Consider the following 20902-nt stretch of genomic DNA (forward strand, 5'->3'; position numbering starts at 1 on the left):
GGGGTGTCCGCAGGGGGACGTGCTTTTTAAAGCCCACTCAAAAGAACTGCAAGACACAGGTTTCAAATCCAGTCTCCTCCAGACCCGTCGCGTGGGTAAATGTACCCACGGCATCGGCGAGGTTTCTGGTCATGGCGCTGTATCCTTATGGGCCGGTCGGCCTTGGAGGGTCGATGCCTTGCTTCTGGCCGCCGTACTTCTGACCGGAATGGCCAGCCCCCCATAGGGCCCGCTCACATAATCCAGATTCAAGGCCGGGTGATAATAAGGGTCGTTCACCAAGTGCGAAGACCAGCGCGCCAGAAAGCCCTGCTGTTCACGTGAGGCGCGTGCACGTTTCTCTCGTGTTTCATCCTTGCCTCGACTGGAGGACTCGGCATGAATCAACTGTGCAAACGGTGTCCAGATAAGGTGCAGGCCTGCTTGCTGGAGGCGCAGGCATAGATCGACATCGTTAAAGGTGACCGGGAAAGCCTGTTCATCGAACCCACCCACCGCTTTAAACACGGATTTACGTAACAACAGACACGCGGCCGTCACGGCGCTCTGTCGGCGAGAAATTTGATTCAGGCCCAAATAGCCTGGGTCACGTTGCTCTACCCCATGCCCGGTGTGTGCCGCCAGACCACTCATGCCCAGGACCACACCCCCGTGCTGAACCATCCGGTTGGGCCACAGCAGTTTGGCGCCGACCGCTCCTACATGGGGGCGTAGCAATTGGCTGACCATCTCTTTGAGCCAGCCCGCCTCGATGATTTCGATGTCGTTATTGATCAGTCCGATCAACTCACCGGTGGCATGAGCCACAGCACGGTTGTTGATAGCTGAGTAATTGAATGGCTGTGGGTAGGGCAGTACTTTTACCCCCTGGGCCGGCAGTTCTTCAAAGTAGGCCAGTGTGGCCGGGTCGCTGGACTGGTTGTCGACAACGATGATTTCCAGGTCTGGATAATCGGTATTGTTCAGCAGCCCTTCGATGCAGGTGCGTAACAGGCCGACCTGGTCACGAGTGGGAACGATCAAGCTGACGCGTGGCAACTCTGCCGGCAATGGCCATTGAGCGCGCAGTAACGCTGGGTAGGCAGGCAAGGCCCTGACCAGCGCGCCCGGTGTCAGGCATTGGCACAGCCAGGCGATAGCCTGATGGCGGTCCATCGATGCAGCGGCCTGTTCGGGACTGGCCGGCGCCAGATGATGACGGTGGTAAAGCACCTGCGGTAGATGCGTGACACTGGCGTGGCTCATTTCGGTTGCCAGAGCAATCCCGGCAAGCAGGAACTGCCAGTTCAGCGACTTCAATCCATCGAACGGTGTCAGCAAGGCCAGTGCCTGGTTCAGAACGGTAGAGCTGAAAATCGCGCCGTGCGTGAAAATATCGGCACCGATGAACAAGTCGATATCCCAGACCGGTTTTAACCACGGCAGGCTGCGCTCACCGTGTGGACCGTCACGGTCGCAGTCGGCAAACCCCCAGGCGCTGCCATCGTTGAGCAGGCCGCTCAGATGCTCAAGCGCATGGGCCCCCAGCCGGTCGCCATCAAACAAGGGCACGATGCGGTCGCACCCGTCTTTAAGCAGATGGGCCAGCGCCGGTAGCACGTCATGTACCGAGCCTTTGGCTATCTGGTACTGGATGACTCGTTGACTGCGCAGGCTGCCCAGGCTGATGCTTTCCAGAGCCGCATCACCTTCGCTGAGCAACAGCACACCCAGCTTGCCTTGAGGTGGCCGACTTTTCGCCGGCACATTGTGCTGGAACAATTCAAACCAGTGAGGGTAGTGCTGAAAGCCTGCGCTTTTCGGTGCATGCAACGTGAGTTCTTTTATACCTTGGCTCAACAGCGCGAAGGTTTCTTCGTCTGGCGAATTGTCATAGCGTTGCAGCAAGCCTTCTAGCCCTTCAGGCCAGCAGCACACGTTGATCGGACTACCTGTCAGCGGCTGTCCCTGGTCATTTTCCAGATGCAAGATGTGTAGCTTGCCATCGGCCAGCTCCCACGGCAGGTCAAAGTCAAAACCATGATCGCTGCCCGCCTTGCTGACAATGCCCTGACGATACTTGTCAGAGATGACACGGCCTAATACATGGCTGCCTTCGCGAATGGTGACTTGTACATGCCGATGGGGGGCTTGCGGATCCCAGGCCCATCCACTGAGTTTGAGGCCTTCGTCGCTGTACCAGACTTGCGAAGCTGCGGGTGCAGGCTCTTTATTGATGGGCGCGGGTAGTTTGAGAGTGTCTTCAAGCCAGAAATCCTGGTTGGCAATCCGGGCACTGATATAGCGCGCATCCGATAACCAGGCTGGCCACAACTGCACGGCAAACCCATGAAATTGATCGCCTACCGTTGCATCCGGGTGGAAATGATCGGCGCGCACCAGTGCAACACTGGCGCCGTTGACGAAAATCTCAATGACCAAACGTTGATTGAGTTGCTCGGTATCCAGTGCCCAGCCCTGCAACACGTCGCCATAAAGACCGCTGATCGCGCCGCTGAAGCGGCTGTTGAGCGTGCGCTGTTCGTGATTCAAGACTTCTAGTGACATCAGACCCGATCCGCTAAAAAAGATAACTGGTTGATGGGACGTGCTCCGGCTTCACTCGCAGCAGAACCGGGGGGGGCATACAGCGGCAGGTCCAGCTCATACGCCAGGCTCGGCGCAGTCCAGCCGGCCCCGGGGTTATGATCCAGGCTCAAGGCGACTTTACAGCCTGCGAGCAACGCGCATTCGGCCAGATTCAAGCCGTCTAATTCGAGTAACGGCTGAACGGCACCGGTCGCCAGCAGGGTTTTAAACCATGGTCCATCGGTGTGCGTCAGCAACAGGACAGGGCGTTTTTCGCGGGTGATCCGTCTGGCCAGTGCAATCCACTGTTCGGCCAGAGGCTGGTTGCGCAGCGTGTCGGCAATCAGAATCACGCGCAATATGTTCTTGGTGGCGGCAACCGGTTTGCGGACTTTACCGATAACAAAGCGACTGTCAGGCAGTGCTGCGCTGTAGCGCTTTTGCAGGGCTTTAAAAGGGAGTTGCACACTGGCGGCCAAGCGTGCAAAGGCAGGCCAGTCCTGCAAGCCGTCTTGCTCCAGTAAGCGGTTGTCATGGCAAACAATGCGGTAAGGCTTGTCCAGTTGGCTTGGCAAGTCGAACAGCGCAGCCGGGCAGTCATCCAGTTGCTGATAGATCAACTCATCCAGCGGCAGGTCCTGTAGATCCTTCAGCAAACGCTGCTGATCAGCAGGCCAGGCGTAGTCGAGGTTCAAAGTCAGCGGTTGCAGGTCGGCCTGCAGCGTGATCCAGGTCTGTTGATTCGTATGACGCCAAGTCAGGCTCAGGGGCAAGTCGGGCAGGCTACCGTTGTGCAGGTGCAACTGTTTCAGACCGGTTTTTGGCCACTGGCTTTTAGAGGCATTTGCGATCTGTTCGCTCAGTTCTGCAAGGCGAGCCCGTTGCAAAGCTTGCCGCGCCGGCTTGATCGGGTCCCGCAGGCAAAACGCTGAATAACGAGCGGAGGCATCCGGATAACGGCGCATGAGAATGGCGTTGTTGTACGCCACGCGTATAACCTTTTCGTCACCGAACGATGCACCGCCCTGGTGCGCAACAAACACATTAGGCGCACCCATATGCCGCCAGCCGTGCGATCGGGCCCGCAGGCACCAGTCGGTTTCTTCACCATAGCCGCGCATCAGGTGTACCTCATCGAGGTAACCAACCTCGACAATGGCGCGGCGCTTGATGTACAGGCAAAAACCACAGCCGGTTTCAATTTCCATGGCCGGGCTGTCGGTCTGGCGGGCCAGATCATCCAGGTGTGCTTGTTCCTGCGCGCTGGGCATGCTGTGGCTGATGCGGCTTTCCGGAAAACTCATCAACTCGCCGTTATTGGTAAACGGCGTAACCGAGGCAATGCTTTTATCGCTGTAGGCGACAGCACGCAGTCGGTCCAGCCAGTCGCCATGCACGCGGGTATCGGCATTGAGCCACACCACGTCGCGCTCCGGGCTGTAGGCCATGCCGCGGTTGACGTTGCGAATAAAACCCAGGTTAACCGGGTTGATCACATGCTCGATATCGCCGGCGGCGGCCATGGCCAGCAGTGCTTCGCGTAAAGGCGCATTGGGCGTAGCGTCATCGAGCACCACCAGGCGGTGCGCAGTACGGTTCAGGCTGCGGCTGCGGATGGCGCTGTTCAGGCACTCGAGGGTTTCTTCATAGCCGTCGTAAACCGGAATCAGGACATCGACCGGTTCCTGGCGGCTGCGGGTTTTGCCGACTTGTACCGGCGGCATAAAGGGTGGCTGGTTCAGCAACGGGCTGCCCAGCAAGGACGTGCCGTCATCAAACCTCACGCTCAGGGTCAGCGCCGGATCGGTGATGTGCTCATGAATACCACCGTGGGTGGCAGGAAAACCCGCCTGGGTCAAAAGCGGATGAGGCTTGTCGGCCGCACATGATGTGCTTTGCCCGGCATTGAGGATGCTCAGGCCAACGACCGATTGCGGGTTTCTGAGGCTTACCGCCCAACCCTGAATTTCACTCGTTTCCGCTTGGTAACTGACCACGCCGACATAGGCTGGCGGGTTCGGCTGGGTAGCCAGCAGGCTCAACACCAGGTGCAGTTCTTTGGGATCGGTGATTTCAGGCAGGCGGGCCAGAATCTGCTTGCGCAGTTTTTCGGGTTTTTCAGTCTTGCTACGGACTTGCCAGAGCATGATGCGCAGCGCCGGGTCGGCGGGCATCTGTTGCCAGGCAGCGGTCAGTTGCCGTGCAGCGAGCTCAGGCTGCTGCTGGGCGAGAATGCTACGACCTACAAGTGCACGAATGTCGGCCCGGTCGGGCAGGGCATTGGCGGCACTGGTCAGGTAGATGAATGCGTGGGTGGGGCGTTGTTCCTGCAGCGCTTGTATGCCTTTCCAGATCAAGGCTTCAGGACGGTATTCGGGGGTTTGCAGCGCACGTTCCAGACAAACCGCGGCATCGCCATGCTGGCCGCTTTGGCGCTGGCGATGGAAATGATCCATGAGCGTACCTCGCTCATGCAGGGCGTCTTTGGACATGGGCATGGGTATTTCGCTGATAAATGAAAGAGGGGCGCCCGAAGGTGCCCCTTTTTTGAAAACCCCCAGCCTTGCGGCTGGAGGTGTTCAGCTTTGTTGCAGCGGAGCGGGGGATTAGACCGCGCCTGGTACCACGATCACGTTGGTGACGTTGTCCAGAGCATCGTCTTGACCGATGAGCGAAACAACAACCTCGTTGTGAGTTGCACCGCTGTCCAGCGCCAGCAGGTAGCCTGCTTTAGCCGAATCGTTGGTGTTACCCAGGTTGTCGAACAGCGAATCGACGAACTCGGAGTTGGCGTTGTGGTTGGACTCGGCCGAGGCAAAGATGCTGTCAGCAACTTCAGTACGCGAAGTACCCGATTCCAGCAGCGACAGCCAGCCATCAGCTTCGGTACCAGCCGATGCACGACCCAGAGCAGCTTCGTACAGAGCGGAGACGAACGCGTCGTCGGACAGAGCCGAAGCTTCAGCCGAACCAGCGATACCGGCGATCACGTCGCTACGGCTTGCACCTTGCTCGAACACCGACAGCCAGCCTTGCAGGCCAGTGTCATCAGTTGCACGACCGAACAGACCTTGGTACAGGTCAGCCAGGAAGTCAGTGCGCTCGGCAGTCAGGTACTCGTTGGAGTTCAGGAACTGATCAACAACGTTAGTCAGCGAAGTACCGCTGTTGACTGCGCCCAGGAAGTTCTCAGCACCACCTGCGTCTGCATCACGACCCAGCAGGGCGGAGTACAGGCTCAGAGCTTGAGCTTCAGCTTGAGTCTCGACGATTGCTACGGACTGGCCGTCAGCGAAGGTCAGGAACTCGGCACCGGTAACAGTCGAAACTGCACCAACAGAAGCGCCAGAGCCAGTCAGAACCAGAGAACCGTTCGCTACGGTAGCAGCGAAGTCTGCACGGTTGCCAACCACGTCGATGGTGTCGAAACCAGCACCAGCGTCGATGGTGTCAACGCCCAGACCGGTAACGATGGTGTCGTTGCCAGCGCCTGCGTCGATGGTGTTGGTGCCGGTGCCAGCGATGATCACGTCATTGCCGGAGCCAGTGGTCAGGGTGTCGTCGCCAGCGCCGCCGTCCAGCAGCACGTTGGTGCTACCGTTGACAGTGATGGTTTCGTTGCCGTCGCCGCCAACTACAACGCGAGCGATGCCTTCAACAACAGCGTCAGTGGCCAGCAGGCGAGCGGCAGCGGCTTCTGCACCAATGGTCAGAGTGACGTCGTCGCCAGCTTGAGTGTCGAGGATAACGACTTTGGTGTCTTCAGTGCCGAAAGGCAGAGACAGTGCGGCTTCATCAGCAGCGCTGATAGCCAGAACGTCAGGAATCTGACCGACTGGAGCGATAACTGGACCAGTGCCGTTCCAGCTGGCAACAGCCAGGGAATCTACGGAATCCAGGCCCAATACCGAGCTGATGGCAGCAGTAGTGGTGCTCGAGATGTTGGTGTTGGCTGCCAGAGCTGCTGCGAAGTCGGTGCTGGTTACTGGTTTGTCGTATTGCAATGCCATGAGTCAATTCCTGCCATATCAGGCCAGTTGGCCTATGTTGCTATCCGTCTGCGTAATCGCAGGTTGTTCCCTTTGACTTTGAGATGTATGGCGGAGGGCGTTGATCTCGTTCCTGGGAGTAATCGTTAAACTCATTGCAACCAGCGGTTCGTTACCGCTGGGTCCAAAAATCATTTGATCGGTGACAATCGCTTGCCGGTCACCACCGGCAAATACCACATGGCCTGCCAGTTCATAATCGGCACGTTCAGGGCCTGTGAGGCTGAAGCCTACTGCGATGATTGCTGCAGCTTTATTACGAGCACCGGTAAAACTGCCGGTCATGACTTTCTGGCCGGGGCCTGCACCTGCAAGCGTTGTGGTGTAGGCCAGATCGACGCCTTGAGGCTTGTTGGCCCAATTGACGGCGAAACCTTCAAGGCGGCTTTGTCCGGCTTCATCGCCCAGGCACTGGTTAATGACACTGACGTCGCCAATTTGTTCGATATGGCCAGTCAATGTCAGTACGGCAGCGCCAGGTGTCATATTTGACAGGGCTGCAGTATCCGGGGTGGAAATAGTAGGCTTGAGGTTGCGCATGATGGCGGCAGAGGTGTCGATGCGGTCGATACGCAGGTCCACCGGCTCAACTTCATGGTTGGCCAGGTAGTACTCAGTGATCAGAACCGTTGTAACGCCACCTTTGACGCGGCCGATGATGCAGTCGCCGAGTTTGGTGAGAATGTTCTTGCTCACGCCTTCAGCGGGGAAAAAGTCGATTGCACCTTTGCCCAGCGGCGCTTGCTGCAAGGCGATGCAGACGCTTTTTTCAGCGGTTGGCTGGGAGGCGTAGCGGAAAATGTACATCCCGGGTTCCAGCAGGGTGATCCGGGAATTGATTTTCAGGCCATCGTGTTTTTGCGACTGCACTCAATAAGCTTCCTTCTCATCTTGAGCGGCTACATCTATTAGCAACCCGTTGGTCGTTAACCAACTTCTCTAGATGTAATTGTTCATGCGACCCACTTTGAGCCACGATTCGAGAGGGTAATCCATTTGTGGGAAAAGTCAATTGAGTAAATAGGAAAATTCCATAATCTGTGTGGGAAATTTTCCCTGCGATGACATGCATCAGCAAACGATTGCTGACCTGTCATAGTGCGATGAGTCTCTCTTCTGACCCGAAACAGGGCTACCGTTTTCAGAGACTCTGATGAGCGCTCAAGATCGACGTAACATCCTGTTACTCGGCTCGGAGGTCAAGGATTCCGGCCTTCTTCTCTTCTTTAGCCGTTCTTGTAGAGGGCAGGCCTTTTGATATTATTTGCTGTAGAGGGAACAAATGGGCAGCGGTGCTGTCATCAGCAGCGCACGAGTCGATTGCTGTTGCAAAGAGCAGTTGGTTATTGCTGTAGTGCGGTTTTGCAAGTTATGCCTTCTTGTTATGTGTTTATGCAAACCGGCTATTCAACTCGTAGAAAGGGCGTGGCAGAGCGTCAATGCCGCACCGGCAGCAGATGCTTTTCGCTCGTCAGGGAGAAAAAAATAAAAAAATGGAACTTTTTCCGGGATTGAAAATTGACCCTGGAGTTTTTGCAGGTGCTCACAAGTACCGCTGGAAAAATCTTCACTTGTGTTTAACCGCGCTTTGGTTAACTTGATGGCCCTCTAATGCTGCATCGGCATCACCGCCGGTGCTACACTGCCGCGCCTTCGCCGCCCCTCATCAGTACGGATTCTATGAGTCGTCCACACGAAAACAATTTGCAGGCTGCTCTCAAGGTCTGTAAAGGCAGCTTCCTCTCACTGGGATTTTTCAGCTTCTTCATCAATGCTTTGATGCTGGTCCCCACCTTCTACATGATCCAGGTTTCCAGCCGGGTTATTTCCACTGGAAGCAGCTCGACGCTGATCATGCTGACGCTGATCATGACCGTCCTGATGATAACCATGGGCTCCCTGGAGTGGGTACGCTCCAGGATCATGGTGCGCATAAGCAACCGCCTGGATATGCTGCTTAGCCGTGATGTTTATCGTGCCAGCTTCAAGAAGGCGCTTAACAGCGGTGGTATGGACCCTACGGCTCAATCGCTGAATGACCTGACGGCTCTCCGGCAATTTTTGACTGGAAGGGGCTTGTTTGCCTTTTTCGACGCGCCTTGGCTACCGATCTACACGGCGGTGATGTTCCTGTTCCATCCATGGTTTGGCTGGATGACTATTGGCTCGGCCGTCGTTCTGGTGTTTTTGGCGTACTTGAATCATCGCTATACCGGCAAGACCCTTACCGATGCCAACAAAGAAAGCGTCGCAGCTAACTTGCTGACCACCAAGACCTTGCGTAATGCCGAGGTCATCGAGTCCATGGGGATGCTCGATACGCTAATGGCGCGTTGGGCAAGACGGCAGCGTCGGGTGCTTGTATTGCAGTCTGATGCCAGTGACAAGGGCGGTGTTGTCAGCAATATTTCCCGTACTTTTCGAGTGTGGTCACAATCCATCATGCTGGCAATCGGGGCGTATCTGGTCATTACTCACGAGATCAATCCCGGCCTGATGATGGCTGGCTCGCTATTGCTTGGGCGCGCACTGTCGCCAATTGACCAGATGATCGGTAGCTGGAAAGGTTTCATTGCTGCACGCGTGCAGTACACGCGATTGAATGAAACCATGGAACAACTCAACAGCGAGCCAGAACGCATGGTGTTGCCCGATCCTGAAGGTCACATTCAGGTCGAAAATCTGGTGGTTTCTCCGCCTGGAGCCAAATCCGCTGTCATTCGTAATATCAGCTTTGTAACTCCAACAGGCAGCATTGTTGGCATTGTTGGCCCAAGCGGTGCCGGCAAGTCAACCCTGGCTCGGGCGTTGCTAGGTATCTGGGCGCCTAAAAACGGTACGGTACGCCTGGACGGCGCCGATATCAGCAGTTGGGACAAAGAGCGTCTGGGCCCGCACCTAGGTTATCTGCCACAGGATATCGAATTGTTCGAAGGCACTATCAGCGACAATATTGCCCGCTTTGGCAAGGTCGACCCCGAGAAGGTCGTGCATGCCGCGCGTATGGCTGGCGTGCATGAGCTGATCCTGCAACAACCCGATGGTTACGACACGCTGATTGGCAGTGAAGGAATCAACCTGTCGGGCGGCCAGCGTCAGCGTATTGGCTTGGCTCGTGCGCTGTACGGTAGCCCGCGGCTGATCGTGCTTGATGAGCCCAACTCCAACCTTGACGATGTCGGTGAGCGCGCGTTGAGCGTGGCCTTGCAGAAGGTCAAGGAAACAGGTGCCACAGTGTTCATCATTTCGCACCGACCGAGTATTTTGTCTCGCCTTGACCGTGTCATGGTGCTGAGCAACGGCACCATCAGCATGTACGGCGCGCGTGAGCAAGTTATTGCCGAACTGGCCCAGCAGCAGGCCAAAGCGGCGCAGCTTCAAGCCCAACAGAAAGCAGCTTCAACCAGTACTGACGTTGCTCCTGCGCAACCTGGCGCGTGAAAGGAATTCGTAGATGAGCAGTAAAGCAGTGAATGTGCTCGATGAGCAGTCCGACGAGCACTCTAATGACTTGCCGACCTCCGATCGCGGTATTCGTCGAATCGGGATGACTATCGTACTGGTAACCTTTGGCATTTTCGGTACTTGGGCGGCCGTAGCGCCGCTGAATAACGCTGTCTATGGTAGTGGCGTGGTGATGGTGCAGAGCTACCGCAAGACGGTTCAGCACCTGGAAGGGGGCATCGTCAAAGAGCTGCTGGCCCGTGATGGCGACACTGTACATAAAGGTGATCCGCTGATAGTGCTGGATGAGTCGCAATTGAGTGCCGAATATGAGTCGACGCGTAACCAGCTTGTGTCAGCCAAGGCCAAAGAAGCCCGTTTGCGTGCCGAGCGCGACGATCTGGACGAAATTCCGGCGCTGGTGATCAAGGATACTGACAGTCAGCGTGCTCAAGAAGCTATCGCGGGTGAGCAGCAGGTGTTCAAAGCCCGCAAGCTTTCAATGATGGGTGAGATTTCCGTACAGCGTGAGCGTATCGGTCAGTTGAAGCAGCAGATCATCGGCCTTAAGGACATGATCCGTACCAAGGGCAGTCTGCAGCGCTCTTACAGCAGCGAAATCGCTGAGCTCAAGCCATTGCTGGCTCAGGGCTTCGTCGAGAAACAGCGCTTGCTTGAGCAGGAGCGCCGCCTGGACATGCTTAAGTCCGAAGTGGCCGATCATGAGTCCACGATCACCAAGACCCAGTTGCAGATCAGCGAAACCGAACTGCAGATCGTCCAGCTGAACAAGAAATTCAACTCGGATGTGGTCAATGAGCTTAGTGAAGTGCAGGCCACGGTGTTTGACCTGCAAGAGAAAGCCGCAGCCTTGGAAGATCGTCTTTCACGGATCGTGATTCGTGCGCCTGAAGACGGCATGGTGCTGGACATGAAAATCCACACTGTCGGCGGTGTGGTCAGCGCAGCAACCCCGCTACTGGACATCGTACCGGAGTCTTCTGAACTTATCATCGAGGCGCATATTGCGCCCAATGACATTGACCGTGTCGAGATGGGCAAGCTGACGGATATCCGTTTCACCGCCTTTAACAGCTATACCACGCCAATTATTGAAGGCACGGTGGTAGGTATTTCTGCTGACCGCCTGGAAGATCCGAAAGACGGTAACCCTTATTATCTGGTGCGAGTCCAGCTCACCGAGGACGGCATCAAGAAACTCGCTGATCGCCGCCTGCAACCCGGCATGCCCGCTGAAGTGCTGATCAACGCTGGTAGCCGCACCATGCTTGAATACCTGCTCAAGCCTGCGCGTAACATGTTCGCCAAGTCGATGATCGAGGAGTGACCGTGCTGCGTTTATTACCTCTCGTTCTGGCGTTGGGCCTGGTCTCGTACCAGGCTCAGGCCGCACAACCCGATGCCCCGCAGGTCACCCGCGAATCGTTGCAGACCATCGACCTGATGGAGCTGTTTCGCCAGTCTCGTCTTGAGGATCCACGCATCCTGGCCGCCTACCTGCGTGCCCGGTCGGCGGAGGAGAAAGAGCGTGAGGCGTTCGGTACGTTGCTGCCGCAGGTGTCGGCCAACGGCAGTTTCAACCGGGTATTGCGCAAGAATGACGCCGAGCGCGACATCTATAACAACTCCAGCTACGGCTTGAGTCTGACCCAGCACTTGTACAACAAGGCGGTCTGGGAAGGCTATCAAAAGTCCAAGAGCGTCACCTTGCAGAAGGGCCAACAGGCCGATGATGCGCAGGCTGAAGCGACGGTCGATCTGGCGCAGCGCTATTTTGTGGCCTTGTCAGCGGACGACGAGCTTGAGCTGTTGATGGCCGAGCGGCGTGCCACGCAGAAGAACCTTGATCTGGTCTCGGCACTGTACGAGCGTCAGTTTGCCAAGAAGACCGATGTGCTGGATCTCAAGGCGCGGGTCGACTTGTTGGCTGCGCAGGAGATCGAGGCGCGTAATCAGGTTCGTGTTAGCCGAGCCGCGTTGTCGGAGCTTGTGGGGCGACCGATCGTGGAGCCACTGAGCCGCATTCGTAACGACATTGCCTTTGAGGTGCCGGGTAATTCACTGGAAAGCTGGGTGACCCAGGCGATGGACAGCAACCCGATGCTCAAGTCGCGTGAAAGTAACGTCGAGGTGGCCAATGCGGCGGTGCGTGAAGGCAAGGGCGGGCATTATCCGACTCTGGGTTTCAGCATCAGCGGCCAGCAGAGTGACGTGGGCTATGACAACACACTGACCAGTCGCAGCGACAGTTATGTGGCGAGCATCAATCTGAAAGTACCGCTCTACAGCGGTGGCTCGACGTCGGCGCGGGTGCGCGGGCTGTACGACGAACAACTGGCCGTCGAGCAGGAACTTGAAGCGGCGCGCCGGCAGGTGGTCAAGGAGACCACCAACTCGTACCTGACCGCGTTTTCCAGTGTCGAGAAGGTGCGTGCCAGCAAGAACGCCCTGGACTCGGCCAAAGAGTCGAGCAATGCGGCAGAGCAGGCGTTCAAGTATGGGGTCGTAAATGCGGTGGACGTGCTCAACAGCGTGCAGACCGAGTTCAAGGCCCGTCGTGATTTGCTCAAGGCGCAATACGATTTCATCACCAACCTGTTCATCCTGAACCGCTGGGCCGGACGCCCGCCGCAAGACAGCATCGACAGCGTCAACGTCTGGCTGGGCGGCACTGCCGTGGCACAAGAACCCGCCAAACCGGCCCCGACCGGGATTCGCTAGCCCGCTGCCGTACCTCAATCTATGGGAGGCAGCTTGAACTGGTCAGCTCTGCTGGCGAAGTCTTGTGGCTGACACTGATCCTGTGGGAGGCAGCTCTGCTGGCGAAGAGGCCGGTGCATCCGTATACATATCCAGCGTATATGGCACAGCTATTCGCGAGCAGAAACGGATCGCCGCCCGCTCCCTCCCACAGTATGTCCGGCACTGAATTTGTGGCTGACTCTGATGCTGTAAAAGCAAAGAGCTAGATCCAGACGGCATCCCAAAGCGGATAATCTCGCACGCTTTTTACCAGGCCTGCCCGGACAGGATTGGCGACGATGTAGCGCGCAACGTGCACAAGATCTTGTTCCTGGCGCACAGCCTTGTCGTGATAGCTATCCTGCCAGACCTTGCCTTGTCGATGACTGGCCTTGTTCACGGCTTTCGCTGTTTTCGATTTCACCCTTTGCATGACACTGGCCAGTGAGCCGGTACGCAATTCAAATAGCCAGTGCAGGTGATCGGGCATAACGACCCAGGCCAGCGAGCAGACCAGCCCCGATTCATGCGCCTGTTTCAGCTCTCTGACCAGCAAGCGACCTGTTGGCCACTGACCAAATACAGGTTCTCTGGCGATTGTCGTAGCGGTCACCAGATAGATTCGGCCTGGTTGCGAAAAGCGACCGGCGCGCAGGCCGGATGAATGTGGTTTTTTGAGCATTCCTTTGCCCTTTGGCGCATTAATGTGATGCGGCCGAATATAAGGCCCTGCCACAGCTTCCGGGCGATCAGGTTTGCACAGGGTGTTTCATCGATTAACCACGTGAAGCCATCGCGAGCAGAACTCCCTCCCACAGGTATTCGACCCTTCATCAGTCGCTTTGAACGAACCCTTCTGACCGTTACTCACCTTTAATAGCAGGCGCTATTAACTTGAGGAGATAGCGGTTTATGGACGGCCCCGATAGATGCAGCGGTAATGCTCCGATTCCTGTTCTGGAGGAGGTGGCAACGCTGTCAAAACGGACGGTCGTCACCGGCGTGGCCACGGTTGAAAAGCAGATTGAGTCTCGACATCACGTGATATCCGAAGTGCTGCAAACAGGCGGTGCTTCGGTGGACAGAGTGCCTGTCGGCACCGTCGTGGATGCTGCCAATCCCCCGCAGGTCAGGACCGAAAACGGTGTGACCATCATTCCGGTACTTGAAGAAGTGCTGGTCGTTGAAAAGCGCCTGATGCTCAAGGAGGAGCTGCACATTCGACAGTATGTCGACGAAACACTTTCTAGCCAGGAAGTGACTTTGCAGATCGAACGTGTGGTGCTCAAGCACCGCGAAGCCACTCCGGCTGACCAGGATCAAACGGTCAAGCCTTTGCTCCATGGCCCAATTCCTCCTATCAGTAGAGAGAATCAAATCATGACGCATACTCTAGTAGCAGCCTTCGATACGCTGGCAGAAGCTAATGCCGCCAAGGCTCAGTTGCTGAGCCATAACATTCTGGAGAGCAATATCAAGCTGTCCTCGTCCGAGCTCACAGGGTCTGAACACGGTGCCGGCGACAATGACGATCACGAGCCATTCGGGCAAAAGGTCGGCAATTTCTTCGGCTCGCTGTTCAGCGGTGACGATGGCGATAAACCCCACCGTTACGCGACGGCATACCCGGAAGCCTACCGCCGTGGTGCCACGCTGCTGACGGCCACGCTCGACACTGATGAGCAGTTAGAACAGGCCGAAGATATTCTGGAGCACAACGGCGCGTTCGATATCGATGAGCGCTCGTCCACCTGGAATGCCGATACCGTCGATGTCTCCGGTGCGGCCGCCCCTCTGATGGACACCCGTCTGAGTGAAGACCTGTCGATTCCGGTTATTGAAGAAAGCCTGCGGGTCGGTAAACGGGTGATCAATACCGGGCGCGTCCGGGTTGTTTCACGCGTGACCGAGCGGCCGATCGAGGAGACCGTGAGCCTGCACGAGGAACACGCTTACATCGAGCGTCACGCGGTTGATCGTGCTGCCACGGCCGATGAGCTGGACAGCTTCAAGGAGGGCTCTATAGAAATTCAGGAGACCGCCGAGGAGCTTGTGGTGGAAAAAACCGCCCGTGTGGTCGAGGAGGTAAGCTTTGGCAAACGTTCATCTGACCATATGGAGACCGTGCGTGACACGGTGCGCCGTACCGATGTCGATGTGCAGACCGAGCCTGGCTCGACCGTGCATCGTGACAGCCTGATCAACCCGGACGGCCTCCTGAAAGCCCGTCCGTAACAACCTCGCCTCAGCGCTTGTTCGCCAACACCTTCTGGTAAACCTCCAGTGTCTGTTGCGCGCAAGCGCTCCAGGTGAACTGGCGGGCACGTTCCAGGCCCAGGCGGACCTTGCGTTCGCGTTCTTCGGGTTGCTGCAGCACCGCTTGCATGGCCGCAGCGATGCTCTGGACATCGTGCGGGTCGACCGGCCAGGCGGCGTCACCAGTGACTTCCGGCAGCGAGGTGCTGTTGGAGGCAATCAGCGGGCACTGCGCGGCAAAGGCTTCAATTGCCGGCAGGCCAAATCCTTCATACAACGAAGCAAACACCAGGGCTCCGGCGCTTTGCAGCAGGGCCATGACTTCGTTTTGCGGCAAATAACTCAGCCAGCGACCTTCGCCACGTTGTTGCAACGCCTCAAGGCGCGGCAGCAGGGTTTCGTTGTGCCAGCCATTGCGGCCCACCACGACCAGCGGGTGTGCCTTGCGCACTTCGGCTGGCAGTTGCTCGAAGGCGTCGAGCACCCGCAGCAGGTTCTTGCGCGGTTGCAGGGTGCCTACCGACAGGAAGAAGCCCGGTTGCAGGCCGTGCCTGGTCAGCACCGCTTCACGCTCTACTGTTTCGACACGCTGGAAATACACCGGGTCCACGCCCAGCGGGGTAACGCTGATGCGCGCAGGCTCTATGCCCAGGTGCGTGACCATGTCCTGCTTGCTGTATTCGGAGATGGTGATGATGTGGTCGGCGCGGTGGATGCTGTTGATGAACAGCCAGCTTTTCAGGCGCTTGAGGTCTTGCTTGATCCACTCCGGGTGCAGCAGCGGGATCACGTCCATGATCGTGGCGATGGTCGGCACACCGCGGATCAGCGGAATGTGGTGATCGGTGGCATGGAACAGCTGCACGTCGCGGGCGATGTCCGTCGAATTGCTCAAGGGCAGCTTGAGCACGCCGCCGAGGATGGCATGAATCCGAAAATCCCTGGCCAGCACCTGCGGGGTACCAAACGGCATGGCCGGCAGGTTTTTACCAAAGGCATAGGGCTTGATGCGCAGGTCGTTGTCCTGGCTCAGGGCACTCAAGCCCTGCCAGAGCGCGCGGGAGTAAATACCGATACCGTCCAGATGTCCGGTCCGTGCCCCGCCAGCCCAGACGGTACAGCTCAAGCCTATGTCCATGTCTTGTTTTTCTCGAATTCGATCAGTTGCATCAGGTTTTTTCGGGTGAATATCGGCGGCAGAGGGCGCAAATCCGGACGGATCGCCGCATCTGCCGCCTAACAGGGCGCGCAGACTACCATGCGCTGGCCATATGGATATGTTCTGACATCAACACAGCAGGGAAATATCCGCCACTTTACGGGTCGTATCCGCTCAATGGCTTGTATTGCATCCCTATTACAGCCCCCGGATAATGCTGCCCTCATGACGCCCTTGTGGCTAAGGAATGGAGTTTCTATGTTCACCCCCGTAATTCTGGCTGGCGGTAATGGTTCTCGTCTGTGGCCGTTGTCGCGGCAGAGTTTCCCCAAACAGTTTCTGGCTTTGGATGGCCAGGATCAGGGGACGATGTTTCAGCGCACGCTGGCGCGTCTGCAAGGTCTGGAGCATTCGCCGGCGCTGGTGGTGAGCAATGAGAACCATCGCTTTATCGTTGCCGAGCAGTTGCGGGTGGCGAAGGTGGGTAGCCGCCGCATCATTCTTGAGCCGCTGGCGCGCAACACCGCCCCGGCCATTGCCCTGGCCGCGCTGGAAGCGACCGCCGATGGCACCGATCCTGTGTTGCTGGTTCTGGCCGCCGATCACCATATCCCCAATGAAGACGCTTTCCGCGAGGCCGTAAAGGTCGCACAGGCGCACGCCGAGGCGGGCCGTCTGGTGACTTTCGGTATTACGCCGACGCATCCTGAGACCGGTTTTGGCTACATTCAGTGCGGCCAGGCGGTTGATCAGGGCGGTTTTGCTATCGCTGCGTTCAAGGAAAAGCCGTCGCCTGAACTGGCCGCCGAGTACCTGTCCAGTGGCGCGTACCTGTGGAACAGCGGCATGTTCATGTTCCGCGCCTCGGTGTTTCTGGCAGAGCTTGAGCGTCACCGCCCGGACATTCTCAGTGCCTGCCGTGTGGCGCTGCAACACGCGCAGATCGACAGCTACTTCTCGCATATCCCGGCCGAGCAGTTCGCGCTGTGCGCCGACGAGTCGGTGGACTATGCGGTCATGGAGCACACCGAAGCCGGTCTGGTCGTACCGCTGAATGCCGGCTGGAACGATCTGGGCAGCTGGTCGGCGATCTGGGACGTGGGCCCGCACGATGCCAATGCCAACCGTCTGGAAGGCGATGTGCTGGCGATCGACACCAACAATTGCCTGGTGCAGTCGCATCACCGTCTGGTGGCCACCGTTGGCGTCGAGGACCTGATCGTCATCGAGACCAAGGATGCCGTGCTGGTCGCCAACAAGCATGACAGCCAGCAGGTCAAGGACGTGGTCAAGCGCTTGCAGGCCGAAGAGCGTCCGGAGTTCGTTACCCATCCGCTGGTCAACCGTCCATGGGGTCACTACGACACCATCGACATGGGCGACCGCTATCAGGTCAAGCGCATCAGCGTCCTGCCGGGCGAGTGCTTGTCGTTGCAGATGCACTACCACCGCGCCGAGCACTGGATCGTGGTGTCCGGTACCGCCAAGGTCATCTGTGGCGAGCAGGAGCTGATTCTGTCCGAGAACCAGTCGACCTATATTCCGCTGGGCGTCAAACACTCGCTGGCCAACCCCGGCAAAGTGCCGCTGGAACTGATCGAAGTGCAGTCCGGTGCTTATCTGGGTGAAGACGACATCGTGCGCTTTGAAGATCGCTACGGGCGTTTGCCGAAGTAACGAGAGTACGGGCCGGATGATTTTTTTCATTCGGCCTTTAACACGTCAATATTCCGCTATCATTGTGGCGATTCAATATCATCCCACTCGATATCGAGAAAGCCATGAAGAAAGCCCTTGTTGCTGTTGGCGTGTCGTTTCTGTTGATGCAAGCCGTGCCTGCTGTCGCTGCAACGATCAAGATCGAGAACAAGTCGTCCTGGGAAATCCACGAAATCTATTTCGCACCGACGAGCCAGGAAGACTGGGGCGATGACCACTTGGGCAAGCAAGTGCTCAAGCCGGGCATGACCCTGAGCCTGACCGGTGTGAACCCGGGCAAGTGGGATGTGCGTCTGGTGGATGAAGATGCCGACGAGTGCATTGTCGAAGGCCAGAAGATCAGCGCGTCGGAAAAGTTTGTGATTGAAGACGAAGACCTGCTCAGTTGCCAGGCCGATACCGATCAGTAAGTCTCAAGACTGCCCAAAAGCCTCGACTCGTCGAGGCTTTTTTCATTGCGTTACGTGAACATTTAAAACCCCGTCTACGCTTTCCGATAGCAGGGAGCCCTCTCATTACTATCGGTGTCGCTATGTTCAACACTCGCTTGAAAACGGAGTTACAGGCGCTGCAGTCCGAGCTGTCCATGTACCGACAGATGCAAAAAGGCATTGATGCCTGTCTGGTCACGATTACCCTGGATGCCCAGTACCGGATCATTGAGGTCAACGAACGGTTTTTACGCATGCTCGGCTATCGCGCCGATGAGGTGCTGGGCAAGCCCATGGACCAATTGGTCCCCACGTACGTCAAGCAGCTGGAGTGCTATCGCAATTTGCGCGCGGGTGTGCAAAAGGGCGAAGCGGTCAATGACACGTATCGCTTCCTGCGTGCCGATGGCAGCCTGGCGTGGATCAGCGCGCTGTGGCAACCGATCATCAATGAGCGCGGTGAATTGCAGAGTATTCACTGCCATGGCTCGGACATTACCCGCACCATCGACACGGCGGCTGAAAACGCCGCCTTCATTCAGGCGCTGCTGCGCTCCACAGCGGTGATCGAGTTTGATTTGAACGGGCATGTGCTGACCGCCAATGACCAGTTTCTGCGTGGCATGGGTTACACGCTGGCGCAGATCAAGGGCAAGCACCACAGCCTGTTCTGTGAGCCCGGCGAGGTGTCGTCTACGGGCTACAAGGATTTCTGGGCGACCCTCAACCGTGGCGAGTTCGTCGCCAATCGCTTCAAACGGGTCGACAGCCATGGCCGGCCGGTCTGGCTGGAGGCCACTTACAACCCGGTGCACGACGCCCAGGGCAAGCTCTACAAGGTGGTCAAGTTCGCCACGGTGATCACCGATCAGGTAGCCCGCGAAGAAGACGTCAGCCAGGCGGCGAGCATCGCGTTCGAGATTTCCCAGCAGACCGACGTCAGCGCCCGGCGTGGCGCGGAGGTGGTGCAGAACACCGTGCAGACCATGCGGCGGATCTCCGAAGAAATGCAGTCAGCGTCCACCGGCATCGAAGCGCTGGGCAAGCAGTCTTTGTTGATCAGCTCGATCGTGCAGACCATCGGCGGCATTGCCCAGCAAACCAACCTGTTGGCCCTCAACGCCGCCATCGAAGCCGCCCGCGCCGGTGAGCAAGGGCGCGGCTTTGCGGTGGTGGCCGATGAAGTGCGGCAACTGGCCGGCCGCACCAGTGCCGCGACCGAAGAAATCGTGACCGTGGTGCAGCAGAACCAGACCCTGACCGACGAAGCCGTACGCGGCATGGCCAACAGCCGCGGCCAGGCGGAACAGGGACTGGTGCTGGCCAATGAAGCCGGCTCGGTGATCGTCGAAATCCAGGAAGGCGCCAAACAAGTGGTCAGCGCCGTAGGCCGCTTCGCCAACCAACTGTAGGAGCGCGCTTGCCGGAGTGCCGGACCACCGCGACCGAGTGCAAAGCGCTCGTAAAATTGTGGAAACGCCACAAATTTACGACTGCTAACGCAGCCGGTCGTCAATATGCCGCCCAGTACCAAGCGCGCTCCTAGTTAACCCGGTTGATAGGCTGCTGCCCCTCCAGCACCCGGATAAGGTTATCGACTGCACATGCGGCCATGGCTTCGCGGGTTTCGTGGGTCGCCGAGCCCATGTGCGGCGTCGCCACGACGTTATCCATCTGCAACAGCGGCGAGTCCGGGCTGACCGGCTCGCGCTCGAACACGTCCAGCCCGGCGCCGCGTATCTGCCCGTTTTGCAGGGCCTCGATCAGCGCCTGCTCGACCACGACCTTGCCGCGCGCGATGTTGATCAGAATGCTTTCGGGGCGCATCAGGGCCAGTTGCGACTGACCGATCAGGCCTTCGGTTTCAGCCGTCAGCGGTACGGTCAGGCAGACAAAGTCCGATTCCCTCAATAACGCCTCAAGGCTGCGATAACCGGCATTGAAGCGGGCCTCGACGGCAGGCTTGGGCGAACGGCAGTGGTACAGCACCGGCATGTTGAAGCCGAAATGTCCGCGCTGGGCCAGCGCCTCGCCGATCCGGCCCATGCCGATAATGCCCAGCGTCTTGCCATGCACGTCACTGCCAAAGTGGGCTGGACCAATGTTCTGCGTCCATTCACCGCTGCGCACCCGATTGGCCAGCTCCACCACGCGCCGGGCGGTGGCCATGATCAGGGCAAAGCCGGTGTCGGCGGTGGTTTCGGTCAGCACATCTGGGGTGTTGCACAGCGCAATGCCACGCCGGTTCAGGTAGTCGATGTCGTAATTGTCGACGCCCACCGACACCGTCGAGATGGCTTGCAGGTGTGGCGCCAGGTCGAGCAGCGCAGCGTCCAGCGTAAGGCTGGCGCCCAGCAGCCCATGCGCCTGGGGCAGGGCGGCGCGCAGCCGGGCGAGATTGTCGCGCTTGGGGTCTTCGATCAGCGTGACTTCGGCGTGGACCTGCAAGCGCGCCATCAACGGTGCAGACAAGGTCTTGTACAACACAACGTGCTTTTTCATCGAGAAGGTTC

Annotated in this window: 13 protein-coding genes and 2 pseudogenes; 8 read left to right on the forward strand and 7 right to left on the reverse strand. The window is 57.8% G+C overall.

Annotated features, from left to right (window positions below):
• Positions 1-129: 129 nt before the first annotated feature.
• The 4 genes from ACYAS9_RS08915 to ACYAS9_RS08930 all read right to left on the reverse strand — a co-directional run bounded on the left by ACYAS9_RS08915 (position 130) and on the right by ACYAS9_RS08930 (position 7487).
• Positions 130-2547: a glycosyltransferase family 2 protein gene (locus tag ACYAS9_RS08915; RefSeq protein ID WP_463567941.1), complete on the reverse strand. Its 2418-nt coding sequence runs from the start codon at positions 2545-2547 to the stop codon at positions 130-132.
• A complete protein-coding gene (locus tag ACYAS9_RS08920) occupies positions 2547-5024 on the reverse strand; it encodes a glycosyltransferase family 2 protein (protein ID WP_463567942.1) in 2478 nt (825 codons plus the stop codon). Before ACYAS9_RS08920 ends, ACYAS9_RS08915 begins: the two co-directional genes overlap by 1 nt.
• Positions 5025-5174: 150 nt before the next feature.
• Positions 5175-6578, reverse strand: coding sequence for a DUF4214 domain-containing protein (locus ACYAS9_RS08925; RefSeq protein ID WP_463567943.1), 1404 nt, complete (start codon positions 6576-6578; stop codon positions 5175-5177).
• Positions 6579-6596: 18 nt separating this feature from the next.
• A complete protein-coding gene (locus ACYAS9_RS08930) occupies positions 6597-7487 on the reverse strand; it encodes a hypothetical protein (protein ID WP_463567944.1) in 891 nt (296 codons plus the stop codon).
• A gap of 810 nt (positions 7488-8297) precedes the next feature.
• Between ACYAS9_RS08930 and ACYAS9_RS08935 the strand changes: the two genes are divergently transcribed.
• The 3 genes from ACYAS9_RS08935 to ACYAS9_RS08945 are packed head-to-tail and all read left to right on the forward strand — an operon-like array spanning position 8298 to position 12803.
• Positions 8298-10058 carry a type I secretion system permease/ATPase gene (locus ACYAS9_RS08935; protein ID WP_463567945.1) on the forward strand — a complete coding sequence of 587 codons (1761 nt, stop codon included), beginning with the start codon at positions 8298-8300 and terminating at the stop codon, positions 10056-10058.
• Positions 10059-10071: 13 nt separating this feature from the next.
• Entirely contained in the window at positions 10072-11409 is a 1338-nt protein-coding gene (locus ACYAS9_RS08940; protein ID WP_463567946.1) for an HlyD family type I secretion periplasmic adaptor subunit, read from the forward strand.
• Positions 11406-12803: a TolC family outer membrane protein gene (locus ACYAS9_RS08945; RefSeq protein ID WP_463567947.1), complete on the forward strand. Its 1398-nt coding sequence runs from the start codon at positions 11406-11408 to the stop codon at positions 12801-12803. Before ACYAS9_RS08940 ends, ACYAS9_RS08945 begins: the two co-directional genes overlap by 4 nt.
• Positions 12804-13047: 244 nt before the next feature.
• On the opposite strand, the gene ACYAS9_RS08950 is transcribed toward ACYAS9_RS08945, so the two are convergent.
• On the reverse strand, positions 13048-13506 hold the full coding sequence (locus tag ACYAS9_RS08950; RefSeq protein ID WP_463567948.1) for an REP-associated tyrosine transposase: 459 nt from the start codon (positions 13504-13506) through the stop codon (positions 13048-13050).
• 230 nt (positions 13507-13736) lie between these two features.
• Here ACYAS9_RS08950 and ACYAS9_RS08955 point away from each other — a divergent pair, with 230 nt between their 5' ends.
• Positions 13737-15059 carry a YsnF/AvaK domain-containing protein gene (locus ACYAS9_RS08955; protein ID WP_463567949.1) on the forward strand — a complete coding sequence of 441 codons (1323 nt, stop codon included), beginning with the start codon at positions 13737-13739 and terminating at the stop codon, positions 15057-15059.
• 10 nt (positions 15060-15069) lie between these two features.
• Here the strand turns inward: ACYAS9_RS08955 and ACYAS9_RS08960 are convergent, their stop codons facing one another.
• A complete protein-coding gene (locus tag ACYAS9_RS08960) occupies positions 15070-16218 on the reverse strand; it encodes a glycosyltransferase family 4 protein (RefSeq protein ID WP_463567950.1) in 1149 nt (382 codons plus the stop codon).
• Between the two features lie 279 nt (positions 16219-16497).
• Here ACYAS9_RS08960 and ACYAS9_RS08965 point away from each other — a divergent pair, with 279 nt between their 5' ends.
• From ACYAS9_RS08965 to ACYAS9_RS08980, 4 genes and pseudogenes are all read left to right on the forward strand, one after another.
• Positions 16498-17916 carry a mannose-1-phosphate guanylyltransferase/mannose-6-phosphate isomerase gene (locus ACYAS9_RS08965; RefSeq protein ID WP_463567951.1) on the forward strand — a complete coding sequence of 473 codons (1419 nt, stop codon included), beginning with the start codon at positions 16498-16500 and terminating at the stop codon, positions 17914-17916.
• Between the two features lie 104 nt (positions 17917-18020).
• Complete coding sequence (locus ACYAS9_RS08970) at positions 18021-18368, forward strand: hypothetical protein (RefSeq protein ID WP_463567952.1); 348 nt, start codon at positions 18021-18023, stop codon at positions 18366-18368.
• Positions 18369-18556: 188 nt separating this feature from the next.
• Positions 18557-19264: pseudogene (locus ACYAS9_RS08975) on the forward strand (PAS domain-containing protein); the annotation flags it as partial.
• 105 nt (positions 19265-19369) lie between these two features.
• Positions 19370-19801, forward strand: a pseudogene (locus ACYAS9_RS08980) (methyl-accepting chemotaxis protein); the annotation flags it as partial.
• Between the two features lie 130 nt (positions 19802-19931).
• Here the strand turns inward: ACYAS9_RS08980 and ACYAS9_RS08985 are convergent.
• A complete protein-coding gene (locus tag ACYAS9_RS08985; protein WP_463567953.1) occupies positions 19932-20891 on the reverse strand; it encodes an NAD(P)-dependent oxidoreductase in 960 nt (319 codons plus the stop codon).
• Between the last annotated feature and the right edge of the window lie 11 nt (positions 20892-20902).

Source organism: Pseudomonas sp. HP_08, assembly GCF_055284095.1.

Coding starts and splice junctions, on each gene's coding strand:
- ACYAS9_RS08940 (WP_463567946.1), top strand. CDS start 10,072: ATGAGCAGTAAAGCAGTGAATGTGCTCGATGAGCAGTCCGACGAGCAC.
- ACYAS9_RS08960 (WP_463567950.1), bottom strand. CDS start 16,218: ATGGACATAGGCTTGAGCTGTACCGTCTGGGCTGGCGGGGCACGGACC.
- ACYAS9_RS08985 (WP_463567953.1), bottom strand. CDS start 20,891: ATGAAAAAGCACGTTGTGTTGTACAAGACCTTGTCTGCACCGTTGATG.
- ACYAS9_RS08950 (WP_463567948.1), bottom strand. CDS start 13,506: ATGCTCAAAAAACCACATTCATCCGGCCTGCGCGCCGGTCGCTTTTCG.
- ACYAS9_RS08925 (WP_463567943.1), bottom strand. CDS start 6,578: ATGGCATTGCAATACGACAAACCAGTAACCAGCACCGACTTCGCAGCA.
- ACYAS9_RS08955 (WP_463567949.1), top strand. CDS start 13,737: ATGGACGGCCCCGATAGATGCAGCGGTAATGCTCCGATTCCTGTTCTG.
- ACYAS9_RS08935 (WP_463567945.1), top strand. CDS start 8,298: ATGAGTCGTCCACACGAAAACAATTTGCAGGCTGCTCTCAAGGTCTGT.
- ACYAS9_RS08920 (WP_463567942.1), bottom strand. CDS start 5,024: ATGGATCATTTCCATCGCCAGCGCCAAAGCGGCCAGCATGGCGATGCC.
- ACYAS9_RS08965 (WP_463567951.1), top strand. CDS start 16,498: ATGTTCACCCCCGTAATTCTGGCTGGCGGTAATGGTTCTCGTCTGTGG.
- ACYAS9_RS08915 (WP_463567941.1), bottom strand. CDS start 2,547: ATGTCACTAGAAGTCTTGAATCACGAACAGCGCACGCTCAACAGCCGC.
- ACYAS9_RS08970 (WP_463567952.1), top strand. CDS start 18,021: ATGAAGAAAGCCCTTGTTGCTGTTGGCGTGTCGTTTCTGTTGATGCAA.